General features: G+C 46.6%; 12 protein-coding genes, 7 tRNA genes and 3 rRNA genes. 18 read left to right on the top strand and 4 right to left on the bottom strand.

What is annotated here, in order from left to right; genetic code table 11:
* Window positions 1-294 precede the first annotated feature (294 nt).
* The 10 genes from EKN16_RS18165 to EKN16_RS18120 all read left to right on the top strand — a co-directional run bounded on the left by EKN16_RS18165 (window position 295) and on the right by EKN16_RS18120 (window position 6,239).
* Window positions 295-1,849 (top strand): 16S ribosomal RNA (locus EKN16_RS18165).
* A 146-nt stretch (window positions 1,850-1,995) separates the two neighbouring features.
* Window positions 1,996-2,112 (top strand): 5S ribosomal RNA (gene rrf, locus EKN16_RS18160).
* 278 nt (window positions 2,113-2,390) lie between these two features.
* Window positions 2,391-5,320, top strand: a 23S ribosomal RNA gene (locus tag EKN16_RS18155).
* The 16S, 23S and 5S rRNA genes sit together here with 7 tRNA genes alongside, the layout of an rRNA operon.
* 249 nt (window positions 5,321-5,569) lie before the next feature.
* Window positions 5,570-5,657, top strand: a tRNA-Ser gene (locus EKN16_RS18150).
* Between the two features lie 44 nt (window positions 5,658-5,701).
* A tRNA-Glu gene (locus EKN16_RS18145) sits at window positions 5,702-5,776 on the top strand.
* 8 nt (window positions 5,777-5,784) lie between these two features.
* Window positions 5,785-5,860 (top strand) — tRNA-Val (locus EKN16_RS18140).
* 10 nt (window positions 5,861-5,870) lie between these two features.
* Window positions 5,871-5,946 (top strand) — tRNA-Thr (locus tag EKN16_RS18135).
* A 24-nt stretch (window positions 5,947-5,970) separates the two neighbouring features.
* Window positions 5,971-6,043, top strand: a tRNA-His gene (locus EKN16_RS18130).
* A 28-nt stretch (window positions 6,044-6,071) separates the two neighbouring features.
* A tRNA-Lys gene (locus EKN16_RS18125) sits at window positions 6,072-6,144 on the top strand.
* Window positions 6,145-6,155: 11 nt separating this feature from the next.
* Window positions 6,156-6,239: transfer RNA gene (locus EKN16_RS18120), tRNA-Leu, on the top strand.
* A gap of 374 nt (window positions 6,240-6,613) precedes the next feature.
* Here EKN16_RS18120 and EKN16_RS18115 read toward each other — a convergent pair.
* The 4 genes from EKN16_RS18115 to EKN16_RS18100 all read right to left on the bottom strand — a co-directional run bounded on the left by EKN16_RS18115 (window position 6,614) and on the right by EKN16_RS18100 (window position 11,819).
* Window positions 6,614-8,197 carry an ABC transporter substrate-binding protein gene (locus EKN16_RS18115; protein ID WP_125660239.1) on the bottom strand — a complete coding sequence of 528 codons (1,584 nt, stop codon included), beginning with the start codon at window positions 8,195-8,197 and terminating at the stop codon, window positions 6,614-6,616.
* A 74-nt stretch (window positions 8,198-8,271) separates the two neighbouring features.
* The gene (locus tag EKN16_RS18110; protein ID WP_125660236.1) at window positions 8,272-9,192 is read right to left on the bottom strand and encodes a carbohydrate ABC transporter permease; all 921 of its coding nucleotides are present in this window, start codon (window positions 9,190-9,192) and stop codon (window positions 8,272-8,274) included.
* Window positions 9,193-9,216: 24 nt separating this feature from the next.
* Window positions 9,217-10,179 (bottom strand): ABC transporter permease, encoded by a 963-nt coding sequence (locus tag EKN16_RS18105; protein WP_232015832.1) that lies wholly within the window; start codon window positions 10,177-10,179, stop codon window positions 9,217-9,219.
* A 215-nt stretch (window positions 10,180-10,394) separates the two neighbouring features.
* Window positions 10,395-11,819, bottom strand: coding sequence for an ABC transporter substrate-binding protein (locus EKN16_RS18100; protein WP_164522859.1), 1,425 nt, complete (start codon window positions 11,817-11,819; stop codon window positions 10,395-10,397).
* 161 nt (window positions 11,820-11,980) lie between these two features.
* Between EKN16_RS18100 and EKN16_RS18095 the strand changes: the two genes are divergently transcribed.
* From EKN16_RS18095 to EKN16_RS18060, 8 genes are all read left to right on the top strand, one after another.
* Window positions 11,981-13,762, top strand: coding sequence for a sensor histidine kinase (locus EKN16_RS18095; protein WP_125660230.1), 1,782 nt, complete (start codon window positions 11,981-11,983; stop codon window positions 13,760-13,762).
* Window positions 13,737-15,353, top strand: coding sequence for a response regulator transcription factor (locus EKN16_RS18090; protein WP_125660227.1), 1,617 nt, complete (start codon window positions 13,737-13,739; stop codon window positions 15,351-15,353). Before EKN16_RS18095 ends, EKN16_RS18090 begins: the two co-directional genes overlap by 26 nt.
* Before the next feature lie 49 nt (window positions 15,354-15,402).
* Entirely contained in the window at window positions 15,403-15,795 is a 393-nt protein-coding gene (locus tag EKN16_RS18085; protein ID WP_125660224.1) for a hypothetical protein, read from the top strand.
* A gap of 104 nt (window positions 15,796-15,899) precedes the next feature.
* Window positions 15,900-16,994 (top strand): DUF4432 family protein, encoded by a 1,095-nt coding sequence (locus EKN16_RS18080; protein WP_164522858.1) that lies wholly within the window; start codon window positions 15,900-15,902, stop codon window positions 16,992-16,994.
* A 122-nt stretch (window positions 16,995-17,116) separates the two neighbouring features.
* Window positions 17,117-17,389, top strand: a complete 273-nt coding sequence (locus EKN16_RS18075; RefSeq protein ID WP_125660218.1) for a hypothetical protein — start codon at window positions 17,117-17,119, stop codon at window positions 17,387-17,389.
* A gap of 379 nt (window positions 17,390-17,768) precedes the next feature.
* Window positions 17,769-18,794 (top strand): serine hydrolase domain-containing protein, encoded by a 1,026-nt coding sequence (locus tag EKN16_RS18070; protein WP_125660215.1) that lies wholly within the window; start codon window positions 17,769-17,771, stop codon window positions 18,792-18,794.
* A gap of 139 nt (window positions 18,795-18,933) precedes the next feature.
* Window positions 18,934-21,564 (top strand): glycoside hydrolase family 2 protein, encoded by a 2,631-nt coding sequence (locus EKN16_RS18065; RefSeq protein WP_125660212.1) that lies wholly within the window; start codon window positions 18,934-18,936, stop codon window positions 21,562-21,564.
* Between the two features lie 406 nt (window positions 21,565-21,970).
* Window positions 21,971-23,086 (top strand): peptidylprolyl isomerase, encoded by a 1,116-nt coding sequence (locus EKN16_RS18060; protein WP_125660209.1) that lies wholly within the window; start codon window positions 21,971-21,973, stop codon window positions 23,084-23,086.
* The last annotated feature ends 60 nt before the right edge of the window (window positions 23,087-23,146 follow it).

The following is a 23,146-nucleotide window of genomic DNA, read 5'->3' as shown; positions in this document are numbered from 1 at the left end:
GATTAATAGGCAACAGTCTGATATATAATGTATAAATTCCTGCTATTTCAAACAAAATAAAATTAATTTCAAAAAAGACTTGCCATAACCTAGATAAGCATGGTATATTCTTATTCCGGGCCGAGAACGGCACGGACAACAAATGAATTTGTTCTTTGAAAACTGAACAATGAGCGACCTGTCATAAAGGTTTTAAAAGCTAGCAAAAGCTTGAGCAATTAAGCTTCTGTAACGCCGAAATCCTTCGGGATGGAAGCATTGGAGTTTCAGTCACCTCGGTGACGAAGAACTTCTATTATGGAGAGTTTGATCCTGGCTCAGGACGAACGCTGGCGGCGTGCCTAATACATGCAAGTCGAGCGGATTTAAGAGGAAGCTTGCTTCCGATTAAATTAGCGGCGGACGGGTGAGTAACACGTAGGCAACCTGCCTACAAGATCGGGATAACATTCGGAAACGAATGCTAATACCGGATACACAATTTGGCTGCATGGCTGAATTGGGAAAGGCGGAGCAATCTGCCGCTTGTAGATGGGCCTGCGGCGCATTAGCTAGTTGGTGAGGTAACGGCTCACCAAGGCGACGATGCGTAGCCGACCTGAGAGGGTGATCGGCCACACTGGGACTGAGACACGGCCCAGACTCCTACGGGAGGCAGCAGTAGGGAATCTTCCGCAATGGACGAAAGTCTGACGGAGCAACGCCGCGTGAGTGATGAAGGTTCTCGGATCGTAAAGCTCTGTTGCCAGGGAAGAACAGCGAGGAGAGTAACTGCTCCTCGTGTGACGGTACCTGAGAAGAAAGCCCCGGCTAACTACGTGCCAGCAGCCGCGGTAATACGTAGGGGGCAAGCGTTGTCCGGAATTATTGGGCGTAAAGCGCGCGCAGGCGGCCTTGTAAGTCTAGTGTTTAATCTCGGAGCTCAACTCCGATTCGCACTGGAAACTGCAAAGCTTGAGTACAGAAGAGGAAAGTGGAATTCCACGTGTAGCGGTGAAATGCGTAGAGATGTGGAGGAACACCAGTGGCGAAGGCGACTTTCTGGGCTGTAACTGACGCTGAGGCGCGAAAGCGTGGGGAGCAAACAGGATTAGATACCCTGGTAGTCCACGCCGTAAACGATGAATGCTAGGTGTTAGGGGTTTCAATACCCTTGGTGCCGAAGTTAACACATTAAGCATTCCGCCTGGGGAGTACGCTCGCAAGAGTGAAACTCAAAGGAATTGACGGGGACCCGCACAAGCAGTGGAGTATGTGGTTTAATTCGAAGCAACGCGAAGAACCTTACCAGCTCTTGACATCCCGATGTAAGCACTAGAGATAGTGCCCCTCTTCGGAGCATCGGAGACAGGTGGTGCATGGTTGTCGTCAGCTCGTGTCGTGAGATGTTGGGTTAAGTCCCGCAACGAGCGCAACCCTTGATCTTAGTTGCCAGCAGGTTAAGCTGGGCACTCTAAGGTGACTGCCGGTGACAAACCGGAGGAAGGTGGGGATGACGTCAAATCATCATGCCCCTTATGAGCTGGGCTACACACGTACTACAATGGCCGGTACAACGGGCAGCGATACCGCGAGGTGGAGCGAATCCTTAAAAGCCGGTCTCAGTTCGGATTGCAGGCTGCAACTCGCCTGCATGAAGTCGGAATTGCTAGTAATCGCGGATCAGCATGCCGCGGTGAATACGTTCCCGGGTCTTGTACACACCGCCCGTCACACCACGAGAGTTTACAACACCCGAAGTCGGTGGGGTAACCCGCAAGGGAGCCAGCCGCCGAAGGTGGGGTAGATGATTGGGGTGAAGTCGTAACAAGGTAGCCGTATCGGAAGGTGCGGCTGGATCACCTCCTTTCTAAGGAATTACCTAGCCTCGTAGAAGGTTAGATACTTGACAGGTATCGCTCATGTTCAGTTTTGAGAGAGCAAGTCTCTTTCTGTTGTTTGACAGATGTCACTTTGCTGAAGCGATTCAGGAAGGGAATCATCCGCAAACATCCGTTTGGTGGCGATGGCGGAGGGGAACCACACGTTCCCATCTCGAACACGACCGTTAAGCCCTCCAGCGCCGATGGTACTTGGACCGCAGGGTCCTGGGAGAGTAGGACGTCGCCAAGCGGTGCGAAAGCACTATATGTATCTTCTTGTTCAGACACAATTGGATTCTCAATTGTAATCTTTACAGGTGATTGCACCTTGAAAACTGGATATGAAATTTGCGAAATAAACTCTTAGCTGAGTTAACTAGCAATAAGTACTGTAGTTGGTTTTGAACTTAAAACTTCGTTTTGAGTTACATTCAAACTAACAATGTTTATTGCAGCGTAGGTTTTGAGCGTTTGAGCGACTTTGGTACGCAGTACCACGGGAGCACAAAGGCCAAAACCGGAGCATTTGGTTAAGCTAGTAAGAGCGCACGGAGGATGCCTAGGCGCTAGGAGCCGATGAAGGACGTGGCGAACAACGAAATGCCTCGGGGAGCCGTAAGCAGGCTTTGATCCGGGGATGTCCGAATGGGGAAACCCAGCTGTGGTAATGCACAGTTACTTATCACTGAATACATAGGTGATATAGAGGCATACCAGGGGAACTGAAACATCTAAGTACCCTGAGGAAGAGAAAACAATAGTGATTCCGTCAGTAGCGGCGAGCGAACGCGGATTAGCCCAAACCAAGGAGCTTGCTCCTTGGGGTTGTGGGACGTCTCACATGGAGTTACAAAGGTGCCGGTTAAACGAAGAGGTCTGGAAAGGCCCGCCAAAGAAGGTAAAAGCCCTGTAGTTGAAAGTCGACACTCTCCGAGACGGATCCCGAGTACCGCGAGACACGTGAAACCTCGTGGGAATCCGGCAGGACCATCTGCCAAGGCTAAATACTCCCTAGCGACCGATAGTGAAGCAGTACCGTGAGGGAAAGGTGAAAAGCACCGCGGAAGCGGAGTGAAAAAGAACCTGAAACCGTGCGCTTACAAAAAGTCAGAGCCCGTTATAGGGGTGATGGCGTGCCTTTTGTAGAATGAACCGGCGAGTTACGTTCCCATGCAAGGTTAAGGTGAAGAGCCGGAGCCGCAGCGAAAGCGAGTCTGAATAGGGCGACATAGTATGTGGACGTAGACCCGAAACCGTGTGATCTACCCCTGTCCAGGGTGAAGGTGCGGTAACACGCACTGGAGGCCCGAACCCACGCATGTTGAAAAATGCGGGGATGAGGTGGGGGTAGCGGAGAAATTCCAATCGAACTCGGAGATAGCTGGTTCTCCCCGAAATAGCTTTAGGGCTAGCCTCGGAATTGAGAGTCATGGAGGTAGAGCACTGATTGGGTGCGGGGCCCGCCAAGGGTTACCAAGTCCAGCCAAACTCCGAATGCCATGTACTTATATCCGGGAGTCAGACAGTGAGTGCTAAGATCCATTGTCAAGAGGGAAACAGCCCAGACCATCAGCTAAGGTCCCCAAGTGTGTGTTAAGTGGGAAAGGATGTGGAGTTGCACAGACAACCAGGATGTTGGCTTAGAAGCAGCCACCATTTAAAGAGTGCGTAATAGCTCACTGGTCGAGTGACTCTGCGCCGAAAATGTAACGGGGCTAAACACACCACCGAAGCTATGGATTGATACCTTTGGTATCAGTGGTAGGGGAGCGTTGAATGTACGTTGAAGTCAGACCGTAAGGACTGGTGGAGCGCATTCAAGTGAGAATGCCGGTATGAGTAACGAAAAGACAAGTGAGAATCTTGTCCGCCGAAAGCCTAAGGGTTCCTGAGGAAGGCTCGTCCGCTCAGGGTAAGTCGGGACCTAAGGCGAGGCCGAAAGGCGTAGTCGAAGGACAACAGGTTGATATTCCTGTACCACCGTAAGCCGTTATGAGCAATGGGGTGACGCAGAAGGATAGTGACGCGGACTGATGGAATAGTCCGTCCAAGCAGTAAGGCTTGTGTGTAGGCAAATCCGCACACTACAAGGCTGAGCTGTGATGGGGAGGGAAAATTATAGTACCGAAGGTCATGTGTTCCCGCTGCCAAGAAAAGCCTCTAGCCAGGTGAAGGTGCCCGTACCGCAAACCGACACAGGTAGGCGAGCAGAGTATGCTAAGGCGCTCGGAAGAACTCTCGTTAAGGAACTCGGCAAAATGACCTCGTAACTTCGGGAGAAGAGGTGCCTCGGTAGGGTGAATAGCCCGAGGGGGCCGCAGTGAAAAGGCCCAAGCGACTGTTTAGCAAAAACACAGGTCTGTGCGAAGCCGTAAGGCGAAGTATACGGGCTGACGCCTGCCCGGTGCTGGAAGGTTAAGGGGAGTGGTTAGCCGCAAGGCGAAGCTATGAACTGAAGCCCCAGTAAACGGCGGCCGTAACTATAACGGTCCTAAGGTAGCGAAATTCCTTGTCAGGTAAATTCTGACCCGCACGAATGGCGTAACGACTTGGGCGCTGTCTCAACGAGAGATCCGGTGAAATTTTAATACCTGTGAAGATGCAGGTTACCCGCGACAAGACGGAAAGACCCCATGGAGCTTTACTGCAGCTTGATATTGGACTTTGGTACGATCTGTACAGGATAGGTGGGAGCCTAAGAAACCGGAGCGCCAGCTTCGGTGGAGGCACCGTTGGGATACCACCCTGATCGTATCGGAGTTCTAACCTGGTACCGTAATCCGGTACAGGGACCGTGTCAGGTGGGCAGTTTGACTGGGGCGGTCGCCTCCTAAAGAGTAACGGAGGCGCCCAAAGGTTCCCTCAGAATGGTTGGAAATCATTCGTAGCGTGTAAAGGCATAAGGGAGCTTGACTGCGAGACCTACAAGTCGAGCAGGGACGAAAGTCGGGCTTAGTGATCCGGTGGTACCGCATGGAAGGGCCATCGCTCAACGGATAAAAGCTACCCTGGGGATAACAGGCTTATCTCCCCCAAGAGTCCACATCGACGGGGAGGTTTGGCACCTCGATGTCGGCTCATCGCATCCTGGGGCTGAAGTAGGTCCCAAGGGTTGGGCTGTTCGCCCATTAAAGCGGTACGCGAGCTGGGTTCAGAACGTCGTGAGACAGTTCGGTCCCTATCTGTCGTGGGCGTAGGAAATTTGAGAGGAGCTGTCCTTAGTACGAGAGGACCGGGATGGACGCACCGCTGGTGTACCAGTTGTTCCGCCAGGAGCATAGCTGGGTAGCTACGTGCGGACGGGATAAGCGCTGAAAGCATCTAAGCGTGAAGCCCCCCTCAAGATGAGATTTCCCAATTCGTAAGACCCCTAGAAGACGACTAGGTTGATAGGTTCGAGGTGGAAGTGCAGCAATGCATGCAGCTGACGAATACTAATCGGTCGAGGGCTTATCCTACCGCTTCTCACCAATGGTGAGAGCAAGGCTTCGGGATTTACGTGTAACAGGTAACATAAGCTAAGACAACATTTCGCAAATGTTCGTATCCAGTTTTTAAGGTGTAACCTTGCAGTATTGTACGTACCACCCACACCAGTGGGTTTTATTTTTCTGTAAACTGTTAGCCTCCGCTGAGTGGAGCTAGTTATGATGCAGAGTAATGGTTGGGTACAATAGGTTATATTTTATACAGGACTTTTTCATTTTGGAGAGATACCCAAGTGGCTCAAGGGGACCCTCTGCTAAGGGGTTAGACTGCGCAAGTGGTGCGAGGGTTCGAATCCCTCTCTCTCCGTTCGATTTATACATAGGTACGAGCTGTTATTTTGCAAGATTCTAGGCCCGTTGGTCAAGTGGTTAAGACACCTCCCTTTCACGGAGGTAACAGGGGTTCGAGTCCCCTACGGGTCACCATTCTCCTTGGAGGCTTAGCTCAGCTGGGAGAGCATCTGCCTTACAAGCAGAGGGTCGGCGGTTCGATCCCGTCAGCCTCCACCATCCTTAATATGCCGGTGTAGCTCAGTTGGTAGAGCAACTGACTTGTAATCAGTAGGTCGGGGGTTCGACTCCTCTCGCCGGCACCATAATGTTGGTTCCAATTTCATATGGCGATCGTGGCGAAGTGGTTAACGCACCGGTTTGTGGATCCGGCATTCGGGGGTTCAATTCCCCTCGTTCGCCCATAAATAAGTAACCAATAAATTTGTTTGAGCCATTAGCTCAGTTGGTAGAGCACCTGACTTTTAATCAGGGTGTCGAAGGTTCGAGTCCTTCATGGCTCACTTTAATATTTGCGGTCATGGCGGAATTGGCAGACGCGCTAGATTCAGGTTCTAGTGTCAGCAATGACGTGGAGGTTCGAGTCCTCTTGACCGCATCATACTCATAAACCCGAGAAGCCTTGCTGAGCAAGGCTTCTTTTCTTTTTATCGGAGTTTGACTGTTCGTTGGAAGGGGAGGCCAGAGTGGATTCGAGCTTGTTTTTCTAACATTTTTCTAATCTTTTTTTTGATTAAGGACTTGTCTAAATTCCTCTAGTGGAAGCTTGATTTCTCTTTGAATAACTCTTTTTTCGCTCAAGACAAGTAGTTCTTCGATTTATGAATCAAGCTTATTATTAAGGTTCGTTCTGGTCCAGTCTTGAAGTGATTACGACGATTGGCAGTCATAGATTCGCGAAAATAGTTCCAGTCAAAGAAACAGACCTCCAACCCACTTATAAAGTGTGGATGGAGGTCTGTTTAATTCATTTTACTTTGCTAACAGCCAAGCGTCAATTTGCTTCTGCTTCTCGGCAATGATCTTGTCGAGGCCTGCTTGTTTCATCCGAGCAATTAACTTAGGAAGGAATACCTCAGAATCTACTGTTCCAGTTGCAATGCTAGGCCAAAGTTCGTCTTTCACATTCGCAACCGCAGCGATTTCCGTCTTGACTGGCTCTGCGTCGAAATTAAAGCCTAGTATTTTGCTTGGTACGCCGGATTCATTATATGCTTTGAACAAATCCCACTTTTTAGTGTTCTGGCCCTTCATAAAGTGATTCAAAAATTGGTTTCCGAATTCCCAGAAGGCATTAGGGAAATAGCCGGAATTTTGTCCAGTTAAACCGGGTGCGAAATCAATGACGTTATCGACATCCGTTTTCACATAATGTGTACCTTCTACGCCGTAGTTAAGGATATTGTTGACGATAGGATCTGTATTTACTAGCTCGAGGAACATTAAGGCACGCTCAGGATTTTTGGATGAGGCCACTACTGCATTCATTGAACCCTGTGTGTCATTGGATGTAATAAATGGTGTTGTAATAGAGAACTGCTCAAGCTCGTAACCGTAGGATGCGCCTATTTCCTCATTAGCTAGCGGCTTTGTCGTTCCACCGACTAAGAAAACCTTCTTTCCTTTTCTATCCGGTGTCGCATCCTTTACAATAGTCGCGTCTTTACGTACATATCCAGCTTGGTAATATTTGTGCATCGTATTCAATATAGCTTTATATTCGGGTGTCTCGTACTCGTTAACTACGATGGTATCCTTGTTCTTATACAGCTTTCCGGGTATGTTCTGATCGCCTACAGGATCAAAGTCCAGGAATGTCATAGCAAAGTCCATGCTTGCAACCCCGCCTAATGGAGAAACATTAGAATCTTGTGCTTTTACTGCCGCTAAAATGGGTTCCAGATCTTCCAGTGTCGGTATTGTTGTCTGGAACTTCTTCAATTGCTCTTCCAAGCCATACTTCTTGGCAAGCTCCGTGCTGTAACCGAAGCCGTTCGTATGAGCGATTTCTTTGCTTGTCGGGATGGCATAGATTTTTCCTGCAACTCTGGCGCCTTCAAACAGAACCTTTGGTAAGTTCTCTACAGTTTTAGGAGCGTATTTAGGCAGCATATCGGTAATATCCGCGAAATATCCTTTGGCTACGCTTTGCGGGAATTGGCTCCAGCCTGCGGTGAACATAATATCTACATTAGAACCGGCCGCGAGTAGAATAGGAAACTTATCCTTCCAGCTCCCCCAATCCACAAAGTTAAGGTGTACGGTTGCGTTTATCTTGTCTTTCAAATAGTCGTTTAACGCTTGTTCAACTAGCTTCGTGTCCTTTTGTGGCGCTGCTGGCAAATACCAATTTAATTCAACAGGCGCAAGCTTTGCTGGCTCTGATGCAGTTGGTGTTTCATTAGCTGGTTTATTGGCTGGTTGACTGGGAGTTTCTTTTGTATCAGTTGTACTTGTCTTGTTGTTATTGTTGTTGGAGCCGCAACCTGTAAGAACCATGCTGAATGCAAATACGGATATCAATGCCCAAGCTAAAGCTTTCTTCGAAAAGCGCATACCTATTCCCCCTCAAAATATTAACTATTTATTTACTAACCTTCTAGATACCTGTACACAGCATCTAAAAGGGATTAGCCTTTAATCGCGCCTATCGTCAAGCCTTTGACAAAATACTTCTGAAAAAATGGATAAGCTAGAATGATGGGGCCAATTGTAACGATACATAATGCCATTCTAGCACTTTGGCCTGGAAGGTCGGCTATCGTCATCGCTCCCTGTCCTGATTGCGACGATATCTGGATTAAATATTCCAACGTAGATTGAACCCGATACAGAAGGAACTGCAAAGGAATTAATTTGTCGTCGGTAATATACAGGAGCGCTGTAAACCAGTCATTCCAGTAATGAAGAGTATTGAATAAGCCAATCGTTGCCAAGGCGGGCGTCGATAGTCTTAGGATAATAGAGAAGAATATTCGCCATTCTCCTGCGCCGTCGATCTTCGCGGCTTCTATGAGAGAGTCGGGTATGCTGGAGGAAAAAAATGTTTTCATGATAATTACGTACATTGGCGATACCAGCAAAGGAAAGATCAGAATAAATATCGTATTGCTCCAGCCTAAGACATTGGAATAGATCATGTACGTCGGAACGAGTCCGCCGTTAAACAGCATTGTGAAAAATACCAAGAAGGAGAAGAAGCCTCTATATCTGAATTCCTTTCTTGAAATCACGTAGGCATATAGAGCGATTATGAACACGCTGAGAAGAGTCCCAGCAATCGTTATGAATAATGAAACGCCGTAGGATCTAATAATTTGCTGCGTATCGCTAAAAATATATTGATAGGCTTGAAAGCTGAACGACTTCGGGAAAAAGCTGTATCCGTTCGTAGATAGCGTGCTCTCGTCCGTAATGGATACCATGAAGATCAGAATCAGAGGTCCAAGGCAGAAGGCTACGAAAATAACAAAGATAATATGAAAGAGAATGTTCGTCGGTGAGGAGATTTGATTTTGAATATTGGATTTCTTTTTAGCTATTGAAACCATTGGAGTTTCACCTCTTACAAATTATTAGAACAACACATGATCCTTGTTTATCTTCTTGACAATGAGATTGGCTCCAAGAACCAGCACTAAGCCTACGACAGCCTGATACAGTCCTACTGCAGTTGACATGCTAGGATCGCCCATGACTCTTAAGGCATTGAACACGTAGGTGTCGATGACAAGGGTCACCGGATATAGTGCGCCTGAATTCTGAGTGACTTGAAAGAACAGGCCGAAGTCCGCGAAAAATATTTTCCCAATGGATAACAGAGTTAAAATAATCATTAAGGGTGCTAACAAAGGAACCGTGATATGAATGGCTTGCCTCCATTTATTGGCTCCATCGATAACGGCTGCTTCGTATAATTCCGTATCGATACTGGATATTCCAGCGAAATAGATAATGGTGTTAAATCCTAGTGTTTTCCATATTGTGACCAATGGGAGAATATAGAGCCAGTATTTTGGTTCCGAATACCATTGAATCGCTTCGAATCCCAGAGGCTCGACAATGAATTTATTAATAAATCCGGCGTCAACACTGAAGAATGCAAAAGCAAGGAAAGAAACGACGACCCACGACATGAACTGAGGTAAAAACATGGCCGTCTGATAAAATTTGGCGAGCTTGCCATTTTTCAACTCGTTAAGCATGATGGCGGTCGGAACGGCGGTTAACAGCGTGAGGATAATAAAAAGGCCGTTGAATAAGATCGTGTTGCGAGTAATGCTAAAGCCATAGGAGGTATTGAGGAAAAATTCGAAATTCTTAAACCCAACCCATTCGCTCGAAAACAAGCTTGTAATAAAGTTGCTGGAACTCATTTTAAAGTCTTTGAATGCCAATATTACTCCGAACATTGGAAGATAATTATTAATTATCAGAACGATCAGTACGGGGATCAGCATAATAAACAAGGTCTTGTTCTTGTTCAGTTCATACAAAAAGGACCTTGATTTCGTCCGGCCGCGGAGTCTGAGCATCATTGCAACTTCCTCTCTGTGTGATTGCTTTACTGTTCCTATTATGGTTTTTATCCTCCCTAGGGTAAATGGACTCATCTATAAGGGAGTGTAAAAATCTATGCTCTTTCAACACAGAGAGACAAGGCTATCCCACAATATGCGAATGGCACGATCGCTTAAACGATCGTGCCATTCACGTCTTGTGAAGGGGACTGCGGAGAGCTGCGCGACAGGATTCATTTACGATCCAAAGGCGTGAGAGGATTAAAGTTAGGAAAATAATAATTGTTAATATTTATCGTCATTGATGTCACTGCAACATCAAGCAATGTATTCAGACGACTGCTTTCCTCGAGCAACGATGGATCGTCTTGGTTTCCTGCGAGAGCTTTCTGATAGATTTTCTTACGCGACCATTCTTCTAAGATAAGCGGTGTATCGGGATAGACGGAATCGTTGCTACTAGGCAAAAACTGTCGAAAATGAGAAGTGCCAATTGGATTGGCCAGGTCGCTCGCTTGTTTGTTAATAACCGGAATCATGTTACTATGGGCGAACAATTGGCCAATGTATTCATCGGAGTAGAGAAATTTCCACACCTTCGCTGCCGCTTCCGGATAAGGGGTCCCCGAGCCCACGACATTCCAACCTGCCGTATCTATTTTAATTGCGCCTTTGCCTAATCTCGCATTGTCTATCGCTGGAGGTAGGGCAACGCCCCAATCGCTCTTCGGAGAGAATTGGTCAAAGAGCAGAGAAGCTTGCCAGCTGGAAGCGATCATCATGCCGATATTTCCATCCGCGAATTGCGCCATGGCTTGATTACTTTTCATGTTCTCCATGCCCGGGAAGACGCCGCCGTTTTCATTCAGCTCTTTAATGGTTTTGAGCCACGGCTTATATACGGTCAAATCGTATTTTCCTGTCTTAAAGTCGTAATAATGCACTCCGCTGTACCCGTTTATGGCTTCCATGGGCTGAACGAAGTCCATCCATACTTCTCCCATGGGCATCGCGATGCCATATTTACTTCTACCGATTTCTTTGTTGCTAATGATTTGGGCTGCTTCCACCAACTCGGAGAAAGTCTTGGGCGGAGAGTCGGGATCCAAGCCCGATTCTCTAAATAAATCCTTATTGTAAATTAGCCTGTAAGTCAGTTGATTGGAAGGAAGGGAATACATGCGATCTTGGCTATCTAAGAGCTCCTTGGAGGAGTTTACGGCCCAGTCGGGAAAGGAAGATAAAAACGCAGGGCTTATTATTGGAGAAAGATCGGTTACCCATTCCTTAGTGATGTAGCTGTTTAGCCACTCCTTTGGCAGCTCGAATACATCAGGACCACTTCCGGATGCATTCAGTTTGTTCAGTGTTTCAATGTATCGATCAAGAGGGATATTTAGTAAATCGATTTGAATATTTTCCTTATTATTCTCATTAAATCGGCTGATCGCTTCTTCTACGAATTTCGTTGAAGGAACGGACCATTGGGCGAATTGAATATGGATCTTAGCAGGTTGGGAATCACTCGAAGCCTTTGCATCTGTCTGTAATGTAGCTTTTTCTTTATACAACTCGTCATTGCTACATCCGACCCCTAAACAGGTTAGCAACGTTAACGATAAGTTTAAGACAACGAGCCGCTCACGATTGCTTTTCATTCTCTCACCTCTAGTGATCCTATTCATTTCATGTTGCGTTTTGGTTATTATTATATTATATATTAAAAGGTAAATGATCTAAATTATTCTTTTTCAGCTAAGTCCTAGTTGGGTTCTCTTTTTAACTATCGCTATTTTCTGAAAAAGGAGAGAGAGCCATTATGCCATCCGGAGGGCTGAAGACAACATTCTTTAATCGGTTTCTGTTTACGATCAGTATTAGAAGTAGGCTACTCTTATATTTCATCTTTCTTATCATGCTACCAACCTCGATTATTTCAGTAACGATATACAATAAATCGACGGATATAATTACCCATAAGATCAATTCCTCTCTGGAAGAAAAGCTAAATATCATCGCTTCCAACATTACACAAAAGTTTCAGGCTGTTAATAACACCTCCTCCGAGATCTATTTGAATAGTGATCTCATTCGCATTCTGTCGTCGCAACGCCCAAGCGATACTACGGGAATCATTAGCGAGATGTCGAATATGGATAAGCTGCTTTCGAATTATACCGTAACGAATAATGCGCAAGATCTATTGCTCCCTAGAATCTACCTCTTTAACCGACCTGAATATCTTCTGCACAGCTTTACGAATAAGGTATCCGACCTCAGTCTGATCGAGAAGGAAAAATGGTATATGCAATTGCCTAACAGGGCTGAATATACGATTGTGGGGCTGGATGAGGTGGTCGTTTCCTCTGTAAAAATCAAAACGATAAAGATCGCGAAGCGGTTATTCGGACTTGATGATATGAGCATTAAATTCAGTGGTGTACTTACTGTAGATATCGGAGCCGATTATTTTAATACCATCCTAGACCAATCCAAACCGACGATCGGCAGCTCAACCTTCATCATCGACGTTAACAAATCGATTATTATTAGCTCCGACGATACCTTACTGGGAACCGTATTCGAACCGAACAAACGTGATAATATTCTATCAGCCTACGAAAGAATAGAACCGTTAAACTGGACTCTCGTTTCTTTAACCCCTATGAATGAATTAAATGGCGAATTGATTGCTTTCAAGAAGGTCATCTATACAGTCATTGTAGTTTGTGGGATTTTGGCCTTATTGATGGCCCTGTTCCTATCGGAGAATATTTCTTATCCGATCCGCAAGCTGGTTAAATCCATGAGAGTTGTACAGCGTGGTAATTTTGATATCACCTTGGAATACAAAAGAAATGACGAGTTTGCGTATCTATTTCATTCCTACACGAAGATGGTCAGAGATATTAAAGAGCTCATCGATAAGCTCTATGTGAGCGAGGTTATGAAGAAGGAAGCCGAGCTTAAAGCGCTGCAGGCTCAGATCAACCCTCATTTTCTTTACAATACGCTGGATTCGGTGAATTGGATGGCATTAGAGCTTAATGCGACACGGATAAGCACCATGGTTACTTCGCTGTCCAACTTTTTTAGATATAGCCTGAGTAAGGGAGAAACGATCATTTCTCTACGGGAAGAAAAGCTGCAGGTGGAAAGCTATTTAATCATCCAAAAAATTCGCTTTCAGGAGAAATTGGACTACTCCATCTACTTTGCTAGCGACATCCTCGATAATCTGACCGTAAAGCTGATTCTGCAGCCAATCGTAGAAAATGCGATTTTGCATGGTATCAATAAGATACGAGGTAAAGGAATGATAGTGATAACGGGTTCTAAAAGCGATTCAATCATCGAAATAAGAGTCAGCGATAACGGGGTTGGCGCGGATATCGACGAGTTGAACTCCATCGTGGACAATCGAAGTCATTCTGCCTCATTTGCCTTGAAAAACGTGAATGAAAGAATAAAGTATTATTTTGGGAGTGAATTCGGAATCCGCTTCTGCAGCAATGAAGATGAAGGCATTACGGTCATCGTGAGGTTTCCCGCGGTCAAAACAATGGAGGGATTATATGTTAACAATGATCATAGCGGATGATGAATCCATCGTTAGGCAGGGACTGAAAAACATAGTGCATTGGAATGATCTAGGAATAGAAGTCATCGCTGAAGCCAGGGATGGTCAGGAAGCCTATGAGCTATGTCAACAGCTTAATCCCGACATTCTCTTTACCGATATCCGCATGCCTTTAATGGATGGGCTGGAAGTGGCCATGAAACTGGAGGAGCAGGGGAGCGATATCCGGATTGTTCTGATCAGCGGTGCCCAGGATTTCAACTATGCCAAAACCGCGCTTGATATTAAGGCGGAGGGGTATGTGTTAAAGCCGGTTATCGTGGACGAGCTTAACGAAGTGATTAGAAAAGTAGTCAACCGGATCAAGCTTGAACGAAAGCAACAGTCGGAGATGACGCATCTTAAGCGGCAGATTCATGAGCATTTTCCACTTATTCGAAATAACTTTCTGAGGAACTTGGCTAGCGGCGTATATGTTAACGAAACCTCAATTCAAAATAAATTAGAATATTTCCAAATCCCTATTCAGTCCGACGAAAGCCTTCTGGTATCCTCTCTGCAAATTGACGACTACGAGAATAGGATCGAGAAGATGTCCGAGGAGGATAAGCAGCTTCTAAGCTTTGGCGTAACTAATATTATTGAAGAGATTATGACCAACTACAACTCGGGAATAAGCTTCGGTATGAGCGAGAATGAATTTGTCCAGATCTATCATCAAAGCGCGCTCTCTAATAGGAAATATACCGAAATATGTGCAGAGATCGCTTTGTGTTTGAAAAACTTCCTGAAAATATCCGTTTCTATCGGAATCGGAAGGCCGATCGACAAGATTTCGTTGATCCATACTTCCTTGGAAGACGCACGCTCTGCCTTGCAGTACAAATTCTATACGGGTCATAACTCGATCCTGGATATTAGCGACATCGATATCTTGAACGATACTCCTAATGAAGGCATCATTCCTTCCGATCTGTACGAGAATGAAAACCGATTAATGGGGTATATCAAGCTCGGGGACGTGGAAGGAGTCACGGAGACGATTAACGGGATATTCGACCATCTCTGTTCCGGTAGGACCATGACCGTGGATTACGTGCAAGGGGTGTGCTTCGAAATGACCTGTATCGCATCTAGAACTGTTCAGGATCTCGGAGAAAGTATGGACAGCATCGCGGATGACCGTTTGGTCGTTCTAGATACCATATATAGAAAGGAAAATATCGCTGACCTCAAGAGCTACATGTCGAATCTATTTATAATTATCGCCCAATACTTCTCAAAAAAGTACAATCAGAAGAGCGCTAAGGTCATCCGAAAGATTAAAGATATTATCGAACAGAAATATAATGGGGACATTAGCGTCGTCAAAATATCTCAAGAAATTTATCTGACTCCCAATTATCTCAGTATGATCTTTAAACAGGATACAGGGGAAACCATCTCCGAATATATTACGAAGGTTCGTATGGAGCATGCCAAAAGATTGCTCAAATCGACCGATCTGAAAATTCTCGAAATCGCGGAGAAGGTCGGATACGAGGACCCTCATTATTTTAGCAAAGCCTTCAAAAAATACAGCGGAATTCATCCGCAAAAGCATCGACTATAACCTTGTTTCATGAAGTCAAGCAAAGTATAAGCAAGGCCGGCCTGCTACAATGGGCACAATGCCTGAGGGAATGGCAGGAGAGCTTCTAGTAAAGCTGGCTGAATACGGCTGTAGTCTTGGTATGGAGTGGTGGACCAGCGAGGACATATGGTGTTGGGTTCAATCAAGAAACCAATCTTGGATAAGAGTATCGAAGGAAACGGATGAAATCGTGTCGGTGACTATTTCGTCTGAGAGATCTATCAATGGCTTTACATTCCTGATCTCGGTTCTTCAGAGTGAAGAGCTGACCGCTAGAGATTCAAGCAGATGCACGATTCAATCGGTAAGGCGGATTAGTCGGTTTAGTCGGTTTGGCTGCGATTATGTAGAGGTCGTATTAGACGCTGATAGGGGAACAATTGACCTTTTTTTCGTGAAAACGGAGAGAAGAAAGGCTTAAAATCCGTTTCAAGGAATGTGCGAAGGAAAGCGGAATATCCCACAGCCGAGTGCCGCTATGTAATGATTTTGCAATTTGGAGAATTATCACCTGGGAGGTTCAAAATGGAGAAATCGATAAAGATTCATTTGGAGTCCTGCAGCTTCGAGCGGCAGGAAACGCTATTGCTGGAGCACGGATTGCTCCAGGCCTCGATCTTCCGCTACCGTTCTGGAGTTTGCGGGATTCGATTGACAAACCCGTTCGGCAATCTTGTGATATTACCTTATCAAGGACAGCAAATTTGGTCTATGGAATTCGCAGGGCAATCGCTGGCCATGCAATCCGTGTTCGATGAGCCGCAGCTTACCCGGGATTTCTTGTCCAACTATGGAGGCTTCATGCTGCATTGCGGACTATTGTCCTTGGGTTCGGGACCGGAGGACAATCACCCAGTGCACGGCGAATTGCCCAATGCGCCTTATCAGCAGGCATTCGTTCGCGCAGGCTCCGATGAGCAGGGTTGTTACCTGGAGGTCGGAGGCAGTTACCGGCATGCCATTGCATTCACCTGCGATTACAGGGCGGAGCCGCTCATCCGGTTGTACGAGACGGGAACGACTGTTCAGATCAGTATGGAAGTCACCAATCTGAAGTCGGTACCGATGGAATACATGTACTTGGCTCATGTGAACTTCAGACCGGCGGATTACGGAAGACTGGTCTATAGCGCGCCCTGCACGGCGGATCAAGTGGAGGTATACAGGGGATTGGCGGCTCCTTTTGCGCCGACGCCGGCGTATGCCGCATTTGTTGAGCGGGTAGCGCAAAGCCCGAAGATTGCGGACGTGCTTGACCCCTCGCATGTCCTGAACCCAGAGCTGTTAATGTACTTTTACCATTACATCGCGGATCGCGAAGGCTGGGCTCACAGTATGCATATCCAGCCGGATGGTTATGCGGGGTATGTGAAGCATCGTCCGGAGCAATTGGACAAAGTGGTGCGATGGATGGCACGGACTGGGTCGGAGGACGCGCTTGGATTTGCGCTGCCTTCCACGGCTACGCCGGAAGGGTACACGCGGGAGAAGGCCAAAGGAAACATCCGGCTGCTTCCGGCGAAGGGAAGCGTGTTGTTCCAAGTAGAGGCGGGTTTGTTGTCGCCTGAGCAGGCAGTATTAATGGAAAGGCACATTACAGCGTTGCTAAGCGGAGATTGAGTTTAACGAAATCAATCAATTAGCCGTTCCCCAATGGCGCTCCGCTGCACAAAATGTTCGGATTTGCTTATGGTCCGGTCGAACGATATATCTAATATGTGGATGGTCTGAGGTCGGGTGTGATGCTGAGCAATCCGGAGGTCGAAACATTCGCCGCCGCCTATCAGGTATATGAAGAGGAATCGCCGATATGCAAGGAGTTCCTTCTGCAAGGGCAGAAGCCGTATATCCATTTCGCGAGACTGGTGCTGGAGATCGAGAAGTTCATTCATACGGGCCGGACGCCGCATGCTGTCGAACGTTCGTTGCTCACAACCGGAGCTCTTGATGCCTGCATGCGCTCGCTTCATAGTGGAAAAGCTGTCGATACGGAGTACTTGAACGTCAAATATTGAGAGCATGAATCGAACATATCCGCGGCGGAGCCGCATGGTGTTGTTCGATTATAAAACTCCGCTGCATATACTGTCAGGATGGATCGGCAGGTGGAATAAAAAAGTCAGAGCCATTGTCTGAAGTCTCTTGTTCACTTGGGTTTACAGCCGATGAATCCATACGCAGCGCAAACATCCGAAGGTTCGAGTCCTCTCGACCGCATCAATATTAACAAGGGTACCAGCTCATAAGCTGGTACCCTTGTTCGTTTTGTTCCACAGGAGCTTCGGACAGAATAATCCACTCTTTCGCAGGATAGCGACCTACTTTCGGATCTTTTTACTATGCTATCATGAGCTAATGAACGGAGTATGAATGAAGTAAGGTGGGATTGGCGCTATGCAGTGTCCGAATGCGATAGTTCAATATCTGGATAATTTAATCCAAGAAAAAGTGACGGACTGCTATTCACTGGCTCTTTATTGTAATGGCAATACTTACGAAACGCACAAAGGTAATGTACTTACATCTAATGGTTCGGGAATACTCGTGCAGCCGCAGACTCCTTTTAACGTAGGCTCCGTAACCAAAGTTATAACTGCTTCTCTTGCTGTGAAGCTGGCGGAGAAAGGTTTAATTTCGCTTGATGATCCGGTATCCAACTACGTCTCGGCCTACAGATACCCGCATACTATCCAGCAATTAATGCTCCATACGGCTGGATATGCGCCGCCGGAATCGCTCGACTGGCCTACCCCCGAGCAGATGGGACCGTTTAGAAGACGCATTTACGACCATCCGGTTAGCGAAGTCGCTGATCGAAGTGCAGGGTATTATACGCAAGGATACACGATTTTAATGGATATTGTGGAGAAGGCAGGAGGAATGAGTTTAGAGAGTCTTGGAAGACGCTATTTATTCGAGCCTTTGGAAATGTCTAATACAACTTTCGAAACACAAAGTTGGGAGCCTGGAACTTATATTTTACCTTATGATAGCGGCAATAACGGTCCTGTTAAAGAACTAGAAGGTTTGGCTGTCACAGGAGACAGCGGTTTGTATGCCACGGCATCGGATATACTTCGCTTCGGGTTGATGCTTCTTGAGGACGGACAGTTTGGAGGAAGACAAGTGTTCTCCGAAGCAGCTGCAAAGCTGCTGAAAAGGGAGGTAACAAATAACCGTTTCAATAAGACGCCAGCGTTGTGGATAAAAGGAGAGCGTGACAGCTACGGGTGCTTCGGTGACTTTTTGTCGACATCGGCCATGGGTCATCCTGGATTCAGTGGATGTATGCTGGTGATAGACCCAGCTTTTAAGTTTGTTGGGGTGCTGGTTACTAACAGTCAGAAGCTTCATGCAGATTGGTCAAACTATCGGAAACTATGGAATGTAGCGATTAGCTGCCTAACAGAAAAGAATTAGGTTCCGTGACAAGTGGAAATGAGTTATTGAAGTAGATTTCGTGACAAAGTGGAAATGATTTATTGAAGTAGATTTCGTGGCAAAGTGGAAATGATTTATTGAATCGGTTGGGTATGACGTCTGGGAGGAGAATTCTATCATGCAAGAGATCATAATGAATTCATTGTCTTGGCAAGTAAAGGGTTTTTGGCCATGGGTGCCCATTAAAGGGACGAGTATGGAGCTTGGGCAGGAGCTAATGGGGGTCACGGACTGGCTGCCGGCCAGCGTGCCTGGAGGTGTCCATTACGATTTATACCGTGCTGGCCTTATCGCCCATCCCTATAAGAATTTGAACAGCTTGAATTGTGAATGGGTCGAGAATCGCTGGTGGTTGTATCGGACAACTCTCGAACGGCCGAGCCAGATGGGCGACCGGATCGAGTTGGTATTTAAAGGGCTGGATTATGAAGCAGCTATCTATGCGAACCAGACACTGTTGGGTGAACACAAGGGCATGTTTCAAGAAGCCGTTTATGATGTCACCGCATTAATGAACGAGCATGATCGATTGGAAATATCTGTTCTGTTCAAGCATGCTCCCGATGAGATGGCTCAGATCGGCAAGACCTCGGAAACCTTTACGCAGAAAAGCCGATTCAACTATAAATGGGATTTCTCCACGCGTCTTGTTAATATTGGAATGTGGGACGATGTCGTAGTACGTGTTCACAACATGTATTCGATCGGAGAAGTCTATTTGAGCACGGATGTAAAGGGATTTGGAACTCCCGAGGTGGATCAGGTTATTGGAATTGTTCGGTTGAAGACTGATGTTCAGAAACAGGCTTCTTCTAGTTACGAAGAGAGGATGCCTTTGGTGCTTATCATCTGCTGCCGCGATCCAGAAGGCCGGGAGGTTGCAAGCCGGGTAGTTGATGTTCATGAGAACCGGGAAACGGAAGTGGAGCTAGAGGTTTTCTACCCGCAGCTATGGTACCCTAACGGGTACGGAACCCAATCACTTTATAGCGTGAACGTTCTGCTGCAATCAGGCGATGGAATCACAGTGGACGAGAGAACTTTTAAAACTGGTATCCGTAAATTAGAATATGTCCAGAACGATATCAGTCCAGAAGATTCACTGCCTTATACTTTTAAAATCAATAACAAACGAATATATATTCGCGGTGTCAACATGACTCCTCTCGATCATTTGTACGGCAACGTGACGAACGAGCAGTATTCCTGGATGGTACGGCTCATGCAGCAGGGTAACATCAATATGGTGCGAATTTGGGGCGGGGGCCTCATTGAGAAGTCAAGGTTCTACGAGCTCTGCGATGCAAACGGCATAATGATCTGGCAGGAGTTCATTCAATCAAGCTCGGGAGTGGATAATATACCATCTCAGCAGCCGGAGTTTCTGCAATTGCTGGAACAGACAGCCCGGGCAGCGCTGGCTGATCGCCGCAATCATGTTTCTTTAACGGTATGGAGCGGTGGCAACGAGCTGATGAGCGAGCCTAATAAACCTTCAAACGACAGTGATACTAATCTTGCGATGCTTAAAGCGCTCGTATCGGAGTATGACCCTCAGCGGCTATTTCTTCCTACTTCCGCATCTGGGCCCGTGGAGTATATTACAGACCAAAAAGGTCTTGGGCATGACGTACATGGACACTGGAAATATATGAACACCCCTGAACACTATCGATTATATGGCGAGAATGACAACCTTTTTCATAGTGAGTTCGGCGTGGATGGCGTGAGCAGGGTGAAAAGCCTACATAAATTTCTAGACGAATCCTATCGAAAACCCGTTTCCATGCAGGACAGCATGGTTTGGCGGCATCATGGGGAATGGTGGGACACGCTGGCTCGCGATGAAACGCTATTCGGTCCGATGAACGATTTGGCCGTATTCTCTGAAAGCAGCCAATGGGTACAGGCGGAAGGGCTTCGATTCATATTGGAGGCCAACCGACGTCGTAAATTCCGCAACAGCGGTAGTATCATCTGGCAATTGAACGAGCCATGGCCGAACGTCTCTTGCACGAACCTGGTCGATTACTACGGGGAAGCCAAGATGGCCTATTATTGGACAAAGCAGGCGTTCGCTCCCTTACATGTATCCCTGGATTACCGGACATTAAATACGGTGCCAGGTGAGCGATTTAGTCAAGGCGTGTATCTTCATGCTCATGAAGCAGGCCATAACGTGCAGATCACCGCGGAAGTCATGGACTCAACCGGATATCTTCATCATAGTGCTAAGTTCGCGGCAGTAACCGTAGAAGATAAAGCGCTGTGTGTCGGTCAATTGGATTTGGTCATTCCTTCTACACCGGATGGTCTTCTGCTTGTAAGGTTAAGCTACCGGTCAGAGTTTGGCGAAGGGCAATGCCATCCCTATGTTTTCTCTGCCGATTCCGGTCCGATTTATTCCTCCGCACTGAAGCTGCAAGGAGCAAACCTTCAAGTTGGGTTGGAGAAGGATTGGCAGCGAATAGCTGTGACTGAGCTTCTTGAAAGCATAGTTACTGTAACCAATAACGGATCTGAAGTCGCACTACATATCCATATGGAAGAGCAGACGAATGGATATTGGATGGAGAGCGACGATCAATATTTCACTTTGTTTCCGAGTGAAACGAGAAGGGTCGCTGTTAGATGTATGGAGAAGAAGGGAGGCGGATTTCTAGTGGATGATACGTCCACTAGCGATGAACTGGAAGCACTTCCTGAGATCGTTTTCCGCTGTTTTCCTGATCGAGACTTTCCTGTCTAATGAAGGGCTATCCTCTAGCCGCTGTGAAAAGATTGACCTCAGGTCGAACTTTTTACAGCGGCTTTTTTCATGTTATGTCAAACCATTTCGCAGATTCTACAGCCCTAGGTTACTTGCTGCATGGAAAGATGAATAGTATAACAAACGATTTCGCAGGGTTGCAGGATGTCGCTCACTAGTAGGAAGCGTTATCATTTTAGATATACATCATGGGGTAAGGAAGCCAGCTGACCAGCATGAGCCTATTATGAGCAACTCCAATATCTGATGGAAACGAAGCAAATGAAGCAATTTATGTAATTGATATGGGGTGATGACAAACGGGCATGAAGGCAGGATAGATTTGAAAGCGCTTAATCGGGGCCGCGTTTGGCGTGACTAGGAAATTCGTCCGGATGGAGAATGGATGGTTTTTATGAAGCAGCAGGATTGGAAGATTATAAAGATACTTCACGGCAAACGAAAGCTACTTATGATCATCGGTTTATTGATCGTGATTTTGGCAAGTCTTTTGCTGATCGGATCGATCAAGATGCCGGGAAGTGATTCCGTTCTGATGTCCGTGAACGGCCAGGAAGCTTCGGCAGATGAATTCAGCATGTACCTCGATTTTAAAAAAGCACTTGTTGCCAATTACTTCAAGCAAACCTATGGTGCCAATTATACCGAGCATTTCTGGACAACCGAATATTCCGACGGAACGCCTCTACAGAAGCTAATGGAAGAAGCCAAAGCGCAAATGACGAGGACGAAAATCGAACAGCAGTTGGCCCAGAGGAGCGGTGTCATAAAGGATATCGGCTACCAATCGTTTCTGAATGAAATGGAAATGGAGAACAGCAGGCGCAGTAAGGCCGCTGCAAACAATGAAATTGTGTACGGTCCGATTTCTTTTGAAGTTCAGGCTTATTATAGCTATTACATGAGCGGCTTGGAAAATGCAACGATCGATGCGCTGCGGAATAACGGAATAATCAGCATTTCGGAAGAGCAATTGAAACGAGACTATGAAATAAACAAAAAGTCGAAATATGCGCAGCAAGGCGCAATAGATCTGGAATGGGCTACCCTTCCTTACGGTTCTGGAACAGCATACAAGGATAAAAGTGACGCGCTTGTAAAAATGAAGCAGCTGGAAAAAGCGTTTGCTAACGGAGCAAGTTTCAAAGAGACAGCTAAGGGGCTCGGGGTGGATGTCATCGATTCGCGCATTACGAATGCCTCGCGTCGTGCGGCTGCGTTAGAAATTCCGTTGGCACTGCAGAAGGCAGAACATCTGGAAGTGGGAAAGTCGAGCGATATTTTCGATGAAAACGAGGCCCTCCATATCATTCGCTGTGTTTCCATAGGCGACATGATTATTCAGCCGTTTGACCAAGTGAAGGATTCGATTGCTAGCCAATTGGCCTTGGAGAAATATCGTGACATCGTCGAGAGAGACGTGAAGGAAGCGGCAATTAAATGGAACAGGCAATCTGGAACAAACCTCATGAATAAATGGATAGGAATGAATTCTGATTAAATAGCTTTCAATTAGACAGGATGACAACCGGTTTTCACAGGATTGTCTACTATTCGAACC

The organism is Paenibacillus baekrokdamisoli, assembly GCF_003945345.1.
Classification (GTDB): Bacteria; Bacillota; Bacilli; order Paenibacillales; family Paenibacillaceae; genus Paenibacillus_Z; species Paenibacillus_Z baekrokdamisoli.
This window is presented reverse-complemented; position numbering and strand designations above follow the sequence as displayed.